Source organism: Parapedobacter sp. ISTM3 (assembly GCF_016533505.1).
Classification (GTDB): Bacteria; Bacteroidota; Bacteroidia; order Sphingobacteriales; family Sphingobacteriaceae; genus Parapedobacter; species Parapedobacter luteus.
Genome location: NZ_JAENGN010000003.1, coordinates 141,706 through 158,316, shown reverse-complemented (window position 1 = coordinate 158,316; position 16,611 = coordinate 141,706). Strand labels below are relative to the sequence as shown.

The 16,611-nt window shown below is 46.6% G+C and carries 15 protein-coding genes and 1 tRNA gene; 10 read left to right on the top strand and 6 right to left on the bottom strand.

Annotated features, from left to right (window positions below):
- Nucleotides 1–111: 111 nt before the first annotated feature.
- Both JHJ32_RS05660 and JHJ32_RS05655 read right to left on the bottom strand, forming a co-directional pair.
- Nucleotides 112–873 carry a hypothetical protein gene (locus JHJ32_RS05660; RefSeq protein ID WP_200120276.1) on the bottom strand — a complete coding sequence of 254 codons (762 nt, stop codon included), beginning with the start codon at nt 871–873 and terminating at the stop codon, nt 112–114.
- A 12-nt stretch (nt 874–885) separates the two neighbouring features.
- Complete coding sequence (locus JHJ32_RS05655) at nt 886–1,566, bottom strand: hypothetical protein (RefSeq protein WP_079716207.1); 681 nt, start codon at nt 1,564–1,566, stop codon at nt 886–888.
- Between the two features lie 210 nt (nt 1,567–1,776).
- Between JHJ32_RS05655 and JHJ32_RS05650 the strand changes: the two genes are divergently transcribed.
- Entirely contained in the window at nt 1,777–3,954 is a 2,178-nt protein-coding gene (locus JHJ32_RS05650) for an FUSC family membrane protein (protein ID WP_200120275.1), read from the top strand.
- Between the two features lie 52 nt (nt 3,955–4,006).
- Nucleotides 4,007–4,987 carry a YpdA family putative bacillithiol disulfide reductase gene (locus JHJ32_RS05645; protein ID WP_200120274.1) on the top strand — a complete coding sequence of 327 codons (981 nt, stop codon included), beginning with the start codon at nt 4,007–4,009 and terminating at the stop codon, nt 4,985–4,987.
- Between the two features lie 37 nt (nt 4,988–5,024).
- Here JHJ32_RS05645 and JHJ32_RS05640 read toward each other — a convergent pair whose 3' ends face one another.
- Nucleotides 5,025–5,654: a TetR/AcrR family transcriptional regulator gene (locus tag JHJ32_RS05640; RefSeq protein WP_079716210.1), complete on the bottom strand. Its 630-nt coding sequence runs from the start codon at nt 5,652–5,654 to the stop codon at nt 5,025–5,027.
- A 107-nt stretch (nt 5,655–5,761) separates the two neighbouring features.
- Between JHJ32_RS05640 and murB the strand changes: the two genes are divergently transcribed.
- The 3 genes from murB to JHJ32_RS05625 all read left to right on the top strand — a co-directional run bounded on the left by murB (nt 5,762) and on the right by JHJ32_RS05625 (nt 7,753).
- The gene (murB, locus tag JHJ32_RS05635; protein WP_200120273.1) at nt 5,762–6,784 is read left to right on the top strand and encodes a UDP-N-acetylmuramate dehydrogenase; all 1,023 of its coding nucleotides are present in this window, start codon (nt 5,762–5,764) and stop codon (nt 6,782–6,784) included.
- Nucleotides 6,785–6,996: 212 nt separating this feature from the next.
- Nucleotides 6,997–7,512, top strand: coding sequence for an RNA polymerase sigma factor (locus JHJ32_RS05630; protein ID WP_079716212.1), 516 nt, complete (start codon nt 6,997–6,999; stop codon nt 7,510–7,512).
- Complete coding sequence (locus JHJ32_RS05625) at nt 7,499–7,753, top strand: cytochrome b5 domain-containing protein (RefSeq protein ID WP_200120272.1); 255 nt, start codon at nt 7,499–7,501, stop codon at nt 7,751–7,753. Before JHJ32_RS05630 ends, JHJ32_RS05625 begins: the two co-directional genes overlap by 14 nt.
- Before the next feature lie 21 nt (nt 7,754–7,774).
- On the opposite strand, the gene JHJ32_RS05620 is transcribed toward JHJ32_RS05625, so the two are convergent.
- Entirely contained in the window at nt 7,775–8,695 is a 921-nt protein-coding gene (locus JHJ32_RS05620) for a PfkB family carbohydrate kinase (RefSeq protein ID WP_200120271.1), read from the bottom strand.
- A gap of 180 nt (nt 8,696–8,875) precedes the next feature.
- Between JHJ32_RS05620 and JHJ32_RS05615 the strand changes: the two genes are divergently transcribed.
- The 5 genes from JHJ32_RS05615 to JHJ32_RS05595 all read left to right on the top strand — a co-directional run bounded on the left by JHJ32_RS05615 (nt 8,876) and on the right by JHJ32_RS05595 (nt 16,021).
- Nucleotides 8,876–10,507, top strand: coding sequence for a tetratricopeptide repeat protein (locus JHJ32_RS05615; RefSeq protein WP_200120270.1), 1,632 nt, complete (start codon nt 8,876–8,878; stop codon nt 10,505–10,507).
- Between the two features lie 230 nt (nt 10,508–10,737).
- Nucleotides 10,738–13,635 carry a TonB-dependent receptor gene (locus JHJ32_RS05610; protein WP_233632499.1) on the top strand — a complete coding sequence of 966 codons (2,898 nt, stop codon included), beginning with the start codon at nt 10,738–10,740 and terminating at the stop codon, nt 13,633–13,635.
- 124 nt (nt 13,636–13,759) lie between these two features.
- A complete protein-coding gene (locus JHJ32_RS05605) occupies nt 13,760–14,815 on the top strand; it encodes a phytase (RefSeq protein WP_200120269.1) in 1,056 nt (351 codons plus the stop codon).
- Between the two features lie 199 nt (nt 14,816–15,014).
- The gene (locus JHJ32_RS05600) at nt 15,015–15,848 is read left to right on the top strand and encodes a universal stress protein (protein WP_200120268.1); all 834 of its coding nucleotides are present in this window, start codon (nt 15,015–15,017) and stop codon (nt 15,846–15,848) included.
- Entirely contained in the window at nt 15,845–16,021 is a 177-nt protein-coding gene (locus tag JHJ32_RS05595; RefSeq protein ID WP_200120267.1) for a hypothetical protein, read from the top strand. Before JHJ32_RS05600 ends, JHJ32_RS05595 begins: the two co-directional genes overlap by 4 nt.
- A 64-nt stretch (nt 16,022–16,085) precedes the next feature.
- On the opposite strand, the gene JHJ32_RS05590 is transcribed toward JHJ32_RS05595, so the two are convergent.
- Both JHJ32_RS05590 and JHJ32_RS05585 read right to left on the bottom strand, forming a co-directional pair.
- Nucleotides 16,086–16,262 (bottom strand): histone H1, encoded by a 177-nt coding sequence (locus JHJ32_RS05590; RefSeq protein WP_079716217.1) that lies wholly within the window; start codon nt 16,260–16,262, stop codon nt 16,086–16,088.
- 274 nt (nt 16,263–16,536) lie between these two features.
- Nucleotides 16,537–16,610: transfer RNA gene (locus tag JHJ32_RS05585), tRNA-Asn, on the bottom strand.
- Between the last annotated feature and the right edge of the window lies 1 nt (nt 16,611).

The following is a 16,611-nucleotide window of genomic DNA, read 5'->3' as shown; positions in this document are numbered from 1 at the left end:
CTATCAATTTACAAAAAGGCGCGAGGCATTGACGCCGCGCACCTTATTTAAATGATCTTATAATTGTTAAACGGTGCTAATTGCTGTATCGAAGAAAAGCTATTAAAAAATTTAAAACTGTATCCCCAGTTTTATCTGGAACACGCCCATTGGTATTTTCTGTTCGACGGTGCCACCTTCTGTCATCCCCTCGTTGGAGATATAATAATACGATTTACTATTGAAGGAACCCGATTCATAGCCCAATGTAAGCGTGCCTTTTTTGTAACGCAGGTTTACGCCAAAATCGCTTTTCCAACCAAAGATAACCGGTTCTTCGTCATAAAAACTAAATTCCGCGTAATTCCCGTCATTGTCTTCTATATAAAATTCAGGGGCTTCAAACGACGATACGACGGTAGGCGCGACCTTTGCGAACACATCGGCGTAAACATCTTCCAGTACATTGAATGAAATGACCGGACCGAACTTCATGGCTATGGTGGTCAGGTCATACTTACCCGAGCCGGAAGAGCTCGATAAGCCCGGCCATTCAAACGTATTATACCCGAGCGAAAGGAATGTTGCGTCCAGCCCTACTTTGAATAAATCATTGATGGGTTCTGAATGAAAGAAAAAGTACCTGCCCAGTTCAAAATTAAAACCGGTACCAGCTTGCATCCCGCCATTCGTTCCGATATTTTCAAATATCGGTATATTGGGGTCAAATTGGTTACTGAAATGTCCTTGCGGAAGGTTAACCCCGAGCCTTAGGTAGAGTTTGCCAAAATCGGATTCATCATAACCTTGACCAACCACCGAAGCTGCCTGGCCATGGGCACCGGCCACTGCAAACACCAGATATACCGCTATGCAATATTTAATGACTTTCATATTTAATATCCGTTAATTAACACCCAGCCGACTTTGCAAATCAGGCACAACATTTTCGTAAGTACGTAAAATACGGTCCCACCTACGGAACGATTCATCCGCATTGACGCTGGTACCGGGAGGCGCAATTTCGGACACCAGCTTTGCTTTGTATTCCAGGGGATCGGTATTGCTTGTCTTCACAATCAAGCGCGTACGTACCACGCCCGAATTGAATGATTTTGCGGACCAAGCCGTTGCCATGTAACCGGTGGACTTATCCATAATGGCAATAACATCAAATGAGCCCGTTACAATGCGGTTAAGTAATATCCAGGACTCGTCAGCGCTTCGGGACGGTCTGATATCGATATCCTGATTGGCCAAATTCGTCACAAAAGAGTTCTCGTAAGCTTCGTCTTTTGTCAACTGAATAAAATCCGTTTTAGGAATGATAGTAATACCGTTGTTTTCGTAATTGCGGATTTCGGTCACAAACCCTACTTTCTCTACGCGCACATTTACCGTGGCATGTTTAGGGATTTTGATTTTGGCAGGAGCGGTCACTTGACTGCCATCTACATACATGTTTGACCCACTCTCCGTATTGATAGTGATAGTCCGATCTTTGGCCTTTTGGCCATAAAGGGGCAGTGTAGTTGCCGACGTGATCGCTGCAAAGACAGCGAGGATGCATAGTAGCTGTTGCTTCATGGTAAATAAACTTAAAAATGTACACGATAAAACTGCTTGTTTTTTAAAAATCAGTTGATTGTCATTGACAGCACAAACCTAACGACGGAACGTTTGCCTTCAAATACTCACTTGTGGGTATTTTTTAGAAAGTGTATGCTACGGATTCTCGCGGTTTCATTCATTTGGATCACATTCTTTTATGTATCTTTGTTTACCATCCTACTGTGCATGAACAAGGCGAAAGAAATCCAGAATTTTTTATATAGCCAGTATTTTACCGATGGCTTGCGCATTACATTTGGCACGGTAATTCCCGCCCTTGTTTTCTCGTGGTTTGGGAATCTCCAGTTAGGCATTACCGTTTCCTTGGGGGCGATGGTCGTTGGTTTGTCGGACACACCAGGGCCATTGAGTCACCGAAGAAACGGAATGCTGATGTGCACGGCAGTGGTATTGGTTTCAGCACTTATCACGAATTTGGTCAATAGTGTGCCGCTGTTGCTCACGCTGACCATCGTCTTATTGAGCTTCTTTTTCTCCATGTTTGCTGTATACGGCGCCCGCGCTTCCTCGGTGGGGACGCTGGGCATTCTCATCATGGTACTCAACATCGATACGGCAGATCACACCGCTTCGGATGTCGTGGCACACCTATCTTATATCTTGGCGGGGTGCGTGTGGTATATGCTGTTGAGCCTGTCGCTTTACCAAGTAAGGCCGTATCGGCAAGCTCAGCAGGAGTTGGCAGAATCTATCCACAACGTGGCCGATTATATCCGTATCAAGGCCAGATTCTATGACATCAAATCCGATACAGACAAAAACTACCGAGATTTGATTGAACAGCAAATCATCGTGAGCGAACATCAAGACAACGTACGGGATCAGCTGTTTAGAAGTAAGAAAATCATTAAAGACACGACAAAGATCGGGCGGCTGCTGATTTTGATCTTCACGGATATCGTAGATCTTTTCGAACAAAGCATGGCGACTCACTATGACTACGACTCGATCAAAGAGCAATTTGGCGCCACGGGCGTTTTACAGCATTTTAACTTGACCATACAGCGAATAAGTAACGAACTTGACCACCTCGCCTATCAAATCAATGCGAATAAAAGACCCCATTCTTTATATAACTTCAAAACCGATTTGGAACGGATACGGGCTGCAATCGACAACGTAGAAAAGACCCACCATATCAATACGCTTGCCCTGAAAAAGATCTTAATCAACGTACGTAACCTCATCCAACATATCAATAACATCTATGGGTATTTCGGCATGGAGCCCAAAAATTCGTTCAGAAAAGAAGAGCCGGACCATAGCCGATTCGTCGACCATAAGGAAATTGACTTCAAGCAATTACGCGAAAACCTTACACTGAAATCCACCTTATTCAGACATGCGGTACGGATGGCAATCGTAATGGGTATTGGATATCTTTTGTCATTGGCTATCAATGTGGGCAACCATAGCTATTGGATACTGCTGACGATCATGGTTATCCTCAAGCCTGGATTCAGCCTGACCAAACAGCGGAATTTCCAACGGCTTATCGGCACAATCATCGGCGGCATCGGGGGAGCGCTCATTTTGATATTGGTCACAGACGAAACCGCCCTCTTTATACTCCTGCTGCTGTTTATGGTTGCAACTTACAGCCTCATTCGTATTAATTACATTGTCAGCGTCATGTTTATGACGCCATATATATTGATCATGTTTAGCTTTCTTGACATGAACACCTTGTCTATTCTTAGAGAACGCATCATCGATACACTTATCGGATCTGGTTTGGCCTTTTTTTCCAATTACATCATATTACCCAATTGGGAAAGCATGCAGGTGCAGGGTGCAATGCGGAAATTGCTCATTGCCAATTATCATTATATCGCCCAAGCATTGAAAATCATAGCGGGTCATCCCTTAAGTGTAACCGACTATAAGCTTGCCCGTAAAGAAGTATACATCACCACCGCTAATATGGCTTCCGCTTTCCAGCGGATGATCACGGAACCCAAAAGCAAACAAAAAGATGCGAAGGAGGTAAATAAATTTGTCGTATTCAATCACATCCTGTCTTCGTACTCCGTAACGCTGCTCAACAATGTAAGGGGCGCCGATAAAGCCTCCCTGACTGGAGAACATGTGCGTGTCATCAGGAAAACCTTGTTCTCGCTTGCGCAAACCATCAAGCTCTTTGAATCCGAAGAAGGGGCTGATGAATTCCAGGAAGTAGATATAGGCGTACCGCATGACCTGGATAGCAACAATATCGACTCGGAAGAATCCCGGCTGATCACCGAGCAGCTTCATTTTCTTAACCGCATCGTGGTAGACCTGCATAAAATCTGCGAGCGATTGATAAACCAGCACCAACCGGAAAAGGTCAATTCGCCGTAAAATCCGTGACTGCTTGCTATCGGGCGCCGCCGTCTTTGTATCTTTGTATCACATGGAAATTCTCAAGACTCAATATGATGTGCTCATTATAGGCGGAGGTCCTATCGGATTGGCCTGCGGCATTGCGGCTCAAGAAGCAGGGTTGTCTTATCTCATCGTCGAAAAAGGATGCCTGGTCAACTCTTTATACCACTATCCGCAAAACATGACGTTCTTTTCGACATCTGAACGCTTGGAGATCGGCGATGTACCTTTTATGTCTACGAATACCAAGCCCAGGCGGGCGGAAGCCCTCGAGTATTATCGCCGCATACAGCAGAAATTTGAATTGAACATTCGTTTGTTCGAAGAGGTGACCATGGTATACCGCAGAACGGACGGTTTCGAGATCACGACCTCAAAATCATCATATCGCGCCCGATATGTGGTGGTGGCTACAGGTTTTTATGATATTCCTTGCTTAATGAATATCTCCGGCGAAAATTTAGCTAAGGTGAGCCATTACTACAACGATCCGCATTACTATGCCGGACAAAAAGTGCTGGTTGTGGGCGCCAGCAATTCGTCGGTGGACGCAGCATTGGAAACGTATCGCAAGGGAGCCGAAGTCACGTTGGTCGTCCGTGGGGCGTGTATCGGTCCGCGGGTAAAATATTGGGTCCGTCCCGATATCGAAAACCGCATCGCCGCAGGGGAAATACGGGCGCTATTCAGCAGCACACTGACGGCCATCCGGCCCACGGAAGTGGATATCCTTACGCCGGATGGCCCAATTACGATTGAAAATGATTTCGTACTCGCCCTGACAGGCTATCAGCCCAACTTTGCTTTTTTGGAAAAGATCGGGATAACTTTGGCTGACGCTCCGTCACGAGAACCATACCATAATCCAGAGACGATGGAAACCAACATTCCAGGCCTTTTTCTCGCCGGTGTGGTTTGTGGAGGCATGAACACACACCTTTGGTTTATTGAAAACTCCCGTGTGCACGCCACGCAAATTGTCAAGCGGATCCTTGAAATAGAGCGGTGAAAAGGCTACGCCGGTATTTTGTTAAATTGTTGTTTTGCTATCGCTGAGGGTCTGAGGCGCTCCGCACCTCCAACCCGCGTAGAAAGATGGTTGCCATTTTTTTCTGTAAGCTCAGTATCCGGTCAAACTCTTCTTTCGTGGGGAACAAAACGCCGTTTAGGTCTTTTAAGATACTAAATCGCATGCCAGCGAGTGCAAACAACATGATTTCGGCCGTTTCTTCCATGTGTTCGACATAAAGCTCACCGGTATCTACACCTCTTTGCAGTATTTTGCTGATAATAGCTTTTTCCTTTACTTTTGAATCCGCCATTACGGAAGCCATTTCATTGGGTGTTTGTTGTACGGCGGATATCGAATGCTCCAGCAGGTTGTAGTATTTTGTAATAAACGCAATTCGCCTGTCCAAGACGAACATTATCGTTTCATGGCAGCCATTGAAGGAAGGCAACGCTTCTTCAATTTCCTCGAACGACTGGTTGATTACATGTTCGAGCACAGCCGCATACAAGGTATTTTTGTCCGGGAAATAGTAATACAACAAGGCCTTGGAAAACGAAAGATCTTGTGCAATCTCCGACATGGTCGTCTTAGCTAAACCAAAATGGGCAAACCGCCGGGTGGCTGCCTCCAATATTTGCGTGCGCTTTTTATCTGCATTAATCATACAATCAATTTAATGATGCTGTCAGGTCAATCATTATATTTGGCGCTAAAGTTAATACGTTAAAGTTATACATTTGTTTGAATAATTGAAAACATCGGTCAAATTTTATGAAACTTTCGGTAAAGGAACATTTTTCACTAAAGGAGTACAATACGTTTGGTGTAGACGCGTTTGCACGTCAATTTGTGGAAATCCATACCGAAGACGAACTTATCCATCTATTTAGCCAACCAATCGTCAAGCAGCCTATTCTCATTTTGGGAGGCGGGAGCAATATCCTGTTCACCAAAGACTTTGAGGGGTTGGTCATCAAGATGAATATCGGTGGCATAATCCATACCGTCGCTGAAACAAGCGCCATCGTAGTGGCGGGCGCCGGCGTCGTGTGGAATGATTTGGTATGGTACTGCGTGGATCGCCATTTTTGGGGCCTGGAGAATATGGCGCTTATTCCGGGAACGGCCGGAGCCGCACCCGTCCAAAACATCGGAGCTTATGGCGCAGAGCTTAAGGATGTGTTGCTTAGCTGTCGAGCATTTGATACAATACGTGGAGAAATTTCTACATTCGATAACGCCGCCTGCCGCTTTTCGTACCGAGAAAGCATATTTAAAAACGAAGCGAAAGGCCGTTATATCATTACGTCAGTAACGCTGCAGCTGTCCTTAAAACCAAACATCAACACATCCTATGGAGCAATCAACGCCGAACTATCAAGGCGGAACATCGCGCAACCGACGATAAAAGATATTGCAGAGGTCGTGTCGGCCATCCGCACCGAAAAACTGCCCGACCCCTCAACAATCGGCAATTCAGGCAGTTTTTTCAAAAACCCAATCGTATCCACACAACATTTAAAGCAGCTACAGTCCACTTTACCGGACATGAATTTTGTGTATTATCAACTTGACGACAATTGGGTCAAAATTGCCGCGGGCTGGCTTATCGAACAATGCGGATGGAAGGGAAAGCGAGTAGGCGATGCTGGGACATGGAAAAACCAAGCCTTGGTGCTCGTAAATCATCATAACGCTTCAGGATCAGACATATACAATCTTTCCGAACAAATCATCCAAGACGTAAATGAGCGGTTCGGCATCACCCTGGAACGAGAAGTGAATATTATATGAAATTATCAAGAAATTATCATATATTAGCTTCTTAGTAAACGACCAATTAGTCTTTTAGCACGATACTTGCGGCACTCACCGTGACACTAATAAACTAAAAAAGCAAAACGTCAGGTTTTTCATTACGTAAAAGCATACGCTCATTTATACTCATAAAATGTTTAACTCGGAGATTCAGGCTATAAACCTGGACCCCCTTAAACCGTAAAAAGATGACGAGATTTGAATTTAACACATTAGTGGTACAGCATACCGAATCGTTAAGAGGGTATGCGCTGCATTTTACCCGTGACGACGATGATGCCAATGACCTCGTACAGGACACCGTACTCAAAGCAGTCACTTACCATGGTCGGTTTAAAGAAGGAACCAACTTGAAAGGCTGGCTCTATACCATCATGAAAAACACGTTTATCAACAACTATAGGCGGTTTGTAAAAACGAGCACACTGGTTTCTCAATCAACCGAAATCCCCAATGCATACTTGGCCCATAGCGCCACAACAAATGCTGGCGAAAGCAAGTTTGTGATGGAAGATATCAAAGAGGCAATGACCGGCCTGGCCGACGAATATTATGTCCCTTTCAGTATGTATTTTGAAGGCTATAAATACCATGAGATTTCCGATCACTTGCGCATCCCTATCGGTACCGTAAAAACACGTATCCATGTAGCCCGGCGGATTATGAAAAAAGCACTGAATGCTTATAAATATGAGCGGGCATAGTATACCACAAAATCTCCCCTCATATTCAAAAGCACAATTGGCGCTAAGAAACGGCCAGGACAAACCCGAAATATGGATAGCTTGCAATGGTTACATCTATGATGTTTCCGAGAGTCGCTTATGGTTTGGCGGCACGCATTATGAGCATTGGGCTGGGCAGGACCTTACGGACGAACTGGCGGATGCGCCGCATACCGATACGGTGTTTTCACGATTTAAGATTATCGGGACACTGATCTAACCTAACAAAGACCGCCGCAAATCAATTTGCAATATCAAATTTGGTAAGCTCAGTAAAAAGACGAAGACGTTCACTTATCGATGCGCTGTCTAATTCCCTTAAACGTTCAGCACCGAATTTTTCCACACAGAAGGAGGCCAAAGCCGACCCGAAAATGACGGCGTTCTTCATATTGTGGAATGTCAACGTTCCAACCTGCGCTAAATAGCCGATAAAACCTCCCGCAAAGGTATCCCCTGCCCCGGTTGGATCATAAACCTCTGCAAGCGGAAGCGCAGGCGCGGAAAAAATCTGTCCGTCGCCGAATAATAACGCACCGTGCTCACCTTTTTTGATAACGAGGTATTTGGGGCCGAGCTTCAAAATTTTTTCCGCGGCTTTCACCAAACTATATTCCCCGGCCAGTTGCCTGGCCTCTGCGTCGTTGATGGTAAGTACATCAACACTTTTTAATACCGTCAATAAATCTTCCCATGCGGTGTCCATCCAGAAATTCATGGTATCCAGTACCACCAACTTGGGCTTGCGCTGCAACCGGTTGAGCATCGTAAGCTGAACTTGGGGAGTAAGATTTCCGAGAAGTAGGTATTGGCAATCTTGATAGCTATCCGGTACGATCGGGTCAAAATCGGCTAAGACGTTGAGATCCGTCACCAAGGTGTCCCGGCTATTCATGTCATTATGATATCTTCCCGCCCAAAAAAAAGTCTTTTCGCCTTTCCTGACCTGAACACCATCAAGGTTTATACCCTTCGATCGTAAAACATCCAGGTTGTCATCACCAAAGTCCTCTCCAACGACACCAACCAATTTCACCTGATTATACAAATAAGCCGCAGCCAGCCCTGCGAAAGTGGCCGCACCGCCTACAATTTTATCTGTTTTGCCGAAAGGCGTCTCTATTGCGTCGTACGCGATGGTTCCGATGATGACTAAACTCATAATTCTTTTTATCAAATTTGGGCGCAAAGGTATGGGTTTTCAAGGGGATATAAAATATTGATTAAAGATATTTACTTCTAACAACACACGAATGAAACCCAAACTTAACACGTTATTAACATTGGCATTTTATTTTTAACCGTTTTTAATCAGCATTTAAAATTAGTGATATTGGGACGTATGTCACCTTTTTTCCCAAAGATATGCCTGCTACTTTGGGTGATTTTTCCATTAGTAGCCAATGCCCAGAAAAATAATCGTAATCAATTAGAACATACACGCACCCTGATTAAGCAAAATCCGGACGCAGCGTTCCTGCAGATCAAACGGATACTCAATGAGGCACTGGAGGAGCAAGATAATTACATCGCGGCCATGTGCTACGAGCAAATAGGTGAAGTATACTATTATCAGGCGGCGTATTCGCAGGCGTTGGACAATTATCACAAAGCCATCAAGTTTTTCCGGCAAGAAAAACATGCAGCAGAATTGGCCAATACACTTATCAAGGTTGGCGAAACACATTATTACAACCGTCAATATCCCGCAGCGCTGGAAATTTTTCAGGAAGCACTGACCATCTATTCGGATTTGGACAACCATCGGGGCATGGCCGATGCCTATGGCCATATCGGCCAGGCGTACGAGAAAAGCCAACGCTATGAGGAGGCCACCAAGTACCAAAACCTGGCCCTGAAACAGCTTAAGCAGGAGGATGACCCCGTTGGCGTCGCCAAGATCTATGAAAATATCGGCAGTATCTATGAGGACAAACTGCAGCTCGACTCGGCCCTGCATTATTTTACAATGGCCTTGGAGCTTAATAGGCAGCATGGCAATCAGATGGCGCAGATCGAGGTAATCAACAATCTTGGTGATGTGTACCGAAAAACCGGGCAGTACGAAGCGGCTCTCGGGTATACCCGCCAGGCAGCGCGCTTGGCCGATACCCTAAACGAGCATTACCAGTTGGCTTCTGCATATCGCGACCTATCCAGGACGTTCGATTTGATGGGGCGCTATGATAGTGCATATTATTATAGTGAAGCCGGTCGGGATATTTTCCTTGACATTTTTTCCGAAGACAGCAAGAAGCAGCTCACCATCCTACAGACTCTTTTTGAGCTGGAACAAAAAGATGATGCTATCAACCAGTTTCATAAAGATCGCCGCATATACGGCCTGTTTACCGCAGGCGCCATTGTCATCACTGTGTTACTCGTCAGCCTCGGCATCAGCATCATCAGCCGCCAGCGTCTGAAGCTAAAAAACCAACAGCAGCTCAACGTGCAGAACAGCATGCTCTATGAGGCCCAGAAAAAGGCTCTTGAAACCGATCTGCACAACAAACAACTCCGGGAGGAAAATCTGCGCGGCGAACTCGAGCTAAAGAGCAAAGAGCTTACCAGCCATACTTTGCACCTCATTCAGAAGAATCAGCTCCTCGAAGAGCTGCGCGAAAAACTCACTCACATGGTCAAGGACGATAAGCGCGACCAACGCAAGGAACTTAAGCAACTCCTGAGCCTCATCAACCTGAACAGTAACCATGACAAAAACTGGGAAGACTTCCGAACAGTATTCGAGCGGGTGCACGAACATTTCTTCGACAGCCTGAAAAAGCACAGCGATGCACTCACCTCGACCGACCTGCGCCTGGCGGCGCTACTGAAAATGAACCTCACCTCAGCAGACATCGCCACGATGCTGGGGATTTCCCAAAACAGCTTACGTATATCCCGCTATCGACTGCGGAAAAAACTGAACCTTGAAGACGGTGAAAACCTCAGCGCTTTCATCCAGCGCCTGTAAGGTTATGACCTTGCAATAAAATACTGGTAACATGAGGTTAACAGAAACTTAATAGCCATAAATCAGGAACACAATCAACTGACAAACAGACTATTAGGCAACAAAAAGCACAACCTGTTGCTTTCCTGTCTATGCTCAGCAGACGCCTGTATACCTTTTGTTAACACACCATCGTTGGATGCCTAATCGGCTATCACCAATCTTTGTACCGGAAACAAAAAACAATTTTTATGAAACAAAAACGATTGCTATTTTTTGCATGCCCAATCACCCTCCCCTTGGAAATGACAGCTATTCGCGGGATGATGAGACAGGTATGCTTTACACTACCGCTGGTTTTATTGATTTCGATAACGGCATTTGCCCAGCAAAATGGCGTGATTTCCGGCAAAGTGATAGATGGCGCTACCCGCTTGTCCTTACCGGGAGCCACCCTCCGGGTCAATGTAGGCAACCGGTACACGGTTTCTTCGCAAACCGGTGAATACGAATTTCTCGGTGTGCCCGCCGGCACCTACGAGGTATTGGTAAACTATCTGGGCTATCCCTCGCAGACAAAAACCGTCACTGTAGCAGCCGGAGAAAACTCCAGGATTGATTTTCAGCTGGATCCCAGCGATACCCAACTTAGCGAAGTGATCATCATGGGTGACCGTCTGCGCAGCCAAGCCAGTGCTCTCAATCAGCAGAAAAACAATGCAAACATATCCAACGTGATTAGTTCAGATCAGGTTGGACGGTTTCCAGACGCCAATATCGGCGATGCACTCAAGCGGGTACCTGGTATCGCCATGCAAAATGACCAAGGTGAAGCGCGGGACATCATCATCCGTGGCTTAGCTCCCGAACTCAACTCCGTCACGCTGAACGGGGATCGCATCCCATCTGCTGAAGGCGATAACCGCCGCGTGCAAATGGACCTCATCCCGGCGGATATGATCCAGACCATTGTAGTCAACAAGACGCTCACCCCGGATATGGATGCAGATGCGATCGGCGGTTCGGTCGATCTGATTACACGGGCCTCCCCTAACGGCCAGCGTATATCAGCGACGTTATCTGGTGGTTATAATCCCATTAGGGAAAAAGCGTTATATACAGGCGGCTTCGTCTACGGCAATCGCTTTGCTAACGACGCCATTGGCATAGTGCTCAGCGGCTCTTATAACAATAATGACTATGGCTCTGACAACATCGAGGCTACCTGGGTACAAGATAGCCACGGGAATACCTACGTCAGGCAACAGGATATCCGCAAATATGATGTGCAACGTATCCGCAGGAGCCTTTCCGGTGCGTTCGACTTCCGCCTCAGCGAAAACCATACCCTCACAGCCAACGCCATGTACAATTGGCGTGATGACCTGGAAAACCGTTTTCGGTTTCGGGTAGACAACGTCAGCCCAACATATAGTGAAAGCAACCCAACGCAAATAGTCGGATATACTGGACGCGTAGGCCGTGAGCTTAAGGGCGGTGCTTCCGGCAGGAACAAGAACAGGCGCCTGGAAACGCAGCAGGTACAAAACTATTCCCTGCGAGGGGATCACCTGCTTGGCTCCTCAATCGATATGGATTGGGCAACCAGTTTTTCTACCGCATCAGAAAAAAAACCTAATGAGCGCTACGCCTTATTCAGAAGCGGCGGATTTCCGGTTTCATTTAATGGCGACAACAATTTTCCGTTGTATAGCGTTAGCGGCGACCAAATGGGGCTTGGATTCAATGAAATAACGGAAGGAAATGGTTTTACCCGGGAAAAGGAGTTCGGTGCCAAACTGAATTTCAGAGTGCCGCTTTCGGTCATCGACGATCAAAAAGGTCGGTTGCGTTTTGGTGGCCGGTTGCGCCTGAAAACTAAAATCCGCGATGATGTCGCTTACGAGTATGAGCCTATTGACGAAAGTGCGTTTGCTTCTATCGGCAATGTGCAAACGGTGACTTTTGCCAAGCCACTTCTCATGGGCGATGCATTTGTACCCGGCACCTTCATGGCTCCCCAGTTTCTCGGCGGACTCGCCCTGACCGACGCTTCACAGTTTGAAGAAGAGGCCATCCCCGACGACTACTTGATGGAGAATTATGATGCCAGCGAGCGCATTTATGCGGGTTATCTCCGCTGGGATCAGGACTTTAGCAACCAGTTTTCGGTGATAGTGGGTGCCCGGCTGGAACACACCGGAATTAAATACACAGGTAATGTTATCGAAGATGAAGAGGATCTTCTGGGCACACGCACCATACAAAACAGCTACACCAATATCTTTCCCAATCTGACGTTCAAATACACGCCTGCCGAGTCGCTCGTCTTGCGGGGGGCATTCACCACTGCACTAGCGAGGCCCAACTATTATGCGCTCGCACCGTACCTTAGCGTCATTCCGGGGTCAGACGCCGAGATATACGCCGGAAATCCAGACCTGAATGCAACGTATGCGTATAACGGCGATTTAATGATCGAAAACTATTTTAAATCGATCGGCTTGGTGTCTGGCGGGATATTCTACAAGCGTCTCAATGATTTCATCTACACGTTTGTGGACCAGCAATACACCACCGATAAGTTTGCAGCGGATTTCCCTTCGGAAAGCAATCCAATCGCACCCGGCGAAACATGGCAGTTTACCCAGATGCGAAACGGCAGTACGGTAAACTTGTATGGGTTTGAGGTGGCTTTCCAGCGGCAGCTCGATTTTCTTCCCGGCAAATTTTTCCGCGGGCTTGGCATTTACGCCAACTATACGTATGTAGCTTCCAACGCAAAAGGTGTGACCGACGAAGACGGCAACGAAAGGGACGATATCAGTTTGCCGGGAACGGCTCCACACATGCTCAATGGTTCAATCTCGTGGGAGAATAGCCGCTTTTCCCTGAGGGCATCCGCTCATTATACAGCCGCTTATCTGGACGAACTGGCTGCTACCAGTTTTGATGACGCATATTACGATGAGCAGTTTTTCCTGGATGTCAACGCCTCCTACAAGGTACAACGAAACATGCGGATCTTTGCCGAGGCAAATAACCTGACCAATCAGCCATTGCGGTATTATCAAGGCGTTCGTTCACGTACCATGCAGGCAGAATATTATCGCCCCCGGTTCAACATTGGGGTAAAATTGGATTTATAGTCTTTAAACTTATATTGCACATTGGCACACCGCTGGCCCGGACTTTGGGTAACATTGGTTTCCGGCCCATTGGTGTATGGTAAGCAGCAGTGGAAAATAAAAAATCATTAACCAACTTCACAACATGAACAAAACCCTTCATCTTTTAAGTGTGCCACTGGCATTGGCTCTGCTGGCAGGTTGCACAAGCCATGACGGTGTAAAGCCCTTGTACGTTACCGAACGCGTAGCACATGATACGGATGACCCGGCAATCTGGGTTAACTCGGCAAACCCGGCAGAGTCTCTCGTCATTGGTACCGACAAAAACGAAGACGGTGCCCTTTATGTATTTGACCTTAAAGGCCAGATCATCCACGACAAGACGGTTAAAGGCTTAAAACGGCCTAACAATGTGGACGTAGCCTACGGCCTTTTGTTGGGGGACACCACCGTGGACATCGCCGTAATTACGGAACGGATGACCCACAGCCTTCGCATCTTTACCTTGCCGCATATGAAACCCGTGGATAACGGAGGTATACCGGTTTTTGCCGGTCAAACAGGCCCAGAGTACCGCGACCTGATGGGCATTGCACTCTACAAGGCCCCTACGGGTGCCATTTATGCCATTGTGGGCCGCAAAAACGGTCCCACCGACGGCACTTACCTATGGCAATACCTATTGGAAGACGATGGCAAAGGCCAGGTAAAGGCTACGTTGGTACGCAAGTTCGGTCATTTCAGCGGGCGGAAGGAAATCGAGGCTATAGCCGTGGATAACGAGCTTGGCTTTGTCTATTATTCCGATGAACAGGTAGGCGTACGGAAATATTATGCCGACCCCCAAAAAGGCAATGAAGAGCTGGCCCTGTTTGCTACCGAAGGATTTAAAGATGACCATGAAGGCATCAGCATCTACAAAACCTCAGACAGTACAGGGTATATCCTCGTCTCCGACCAATCGGCCAACCGGTTTAAGGTGTACAGCCGCGAAGGCACCGCCGAAAACCCCCACACCCATAGCCTGATTGCCGATATAAAAACCTCGACCAATCAAAGCGATGGCTCGGACGTAGTCTCTATCCCGCTAAATGCAGATTTCAAACATGGACTCTTCGTGGCCATGAGTGACGACAAAACGTTTCAGTATTACCGCTGGGAAGATATAGCCGGCAGGACACTAAGTGTCAACAAATAGCCTACCGGCAACAACATCTTCTTATCATAAAACGCCGTGGATTCCATGGCGTTTTTTGCTTGCTATCATTCATGCCGATGAGATAAGTAACCGAACAAAACAGGGGGAATGCCTGTTACTATAACATGAAAATGCTATCGCCATGGTTCGCTAGTAAGGAGTATCCATATCTTTATATCAATACGAAGTAATCCCGCTAATGGAAACAATTATCATTGCTACCGACTTTTCGGAATCAGCGACCAATGCTGCTCTATATGCAGCTTATTTGAGTGGGCCGCTGCGTGTCCATACCATCATTCTCTACCACTCCTATGACTCAGCGCCCCAAGCTACCGAAATCCCGTTGCCGGAGTCTAAAGATGCCGCGCTGGCGCATGAAAGCAGTTTAACCGCATTAGAAGCGACCGAAGCCAAGATGCAGCCGTTTATCAGCAAACATACATCCGTAGAAATTATAGCCAACGAACTTCCGATTGTCGTCGGCATCCAACGTTTATTGGATGAACGACGAGTCGGATTGGTCGTCACCGGAATAACAGGAAAAAGTAATTTGGAAAAATTTCTGATTGGCAGCAATACGATAGCCATAGCCGATGCATGCACCGCTCCCGTATTGGTGGTGCCCGAGCAAGTTGAATTCAAACCAATCGCGAAGGCTGTATTTGCCTGCGATCTTGACAAGGTCGACGATACCATGCCTGTCGGAACTTTGGCACAACTTGCCGACACCCTTGCGTTTAAACTGTTGGTGCTTAATATTGTAAAACCCGAAGCGGGATTCGATCCGGGTATCATCCCCGAACAGTACAAGCTCCATGGATTGTTGGACCGGCTCAACCCTGAATATCACTATGTTGAATACAATGACGTTGTTGAAGGAATCATGAACTTTGCCGAAACCCAGCAAGCGGATCTGGTGATGACTGTTCCTAAACGATATGGTTTTTTCGACAACCTGTTTCACAAAAGTGTGACCAAGAAGCTGGCTCATCACACCCGCCTACCCCTATTGATATTCAAGCATGAATGAGTATAATAACGACGATGATGAGCTTTTGGATCGTGGCGCTGGTATTATTAGCAGTCATCATATTGATAGGCTGGCTGCTCCGGCGAAATAAGAAGGACAAGAAAGACCTGGCAAAGACGTTGAATCAATCTTCGCTAAATCCGGAGAACGATAAAAACACGGATAAAATCTAATCAGCGAAAAGCCCCGGAACCTATCTTGGCTCCGGGGCTTCAAAATGTATTCGGATACCCGAAACTACTTTGTGTTCTTAGCTTCGGTCACTGCGTTACGGATTTCCTGAGCTAACGCCTTTACTTTTTGCAAACCTGTACGCACACGCGTGCCGGCTGCGTTGTTTCCTTTTTCAAAAAATTTAACCGCATCTTCCTCGATGGATGCAATTAGCGATTTCAGTTCACTGTACTTTTCCATTTAATATTTGTGTTAGAGGGTAGAAAATGTATTAACGTCACAAGGATAAGCATTTTTTGTGCCGAAATCCCACATCGCAAAAAAAATTCGTCGATTTCTTTTTCTTAATATGCACTGCCAACATGCAATAGCCACTGCCGGAAGCTATCTGACAACGTTTTTGGTAAGGCCCGAAAGGAATAGAAAAGCCCGATTTGGAAAAGGACGGAAAGACGGACGGACTACGCGTATACGCAAAAAAGGCCTCTTTTTAGAAAGGCCTTTTAAGTTTCCGCTCCTCAGGCTGGGCTCGAACCAGCGACCCTCTGATTAACAGTCAGATGCTCTAACCTGCTGAGCTACTGAGGAG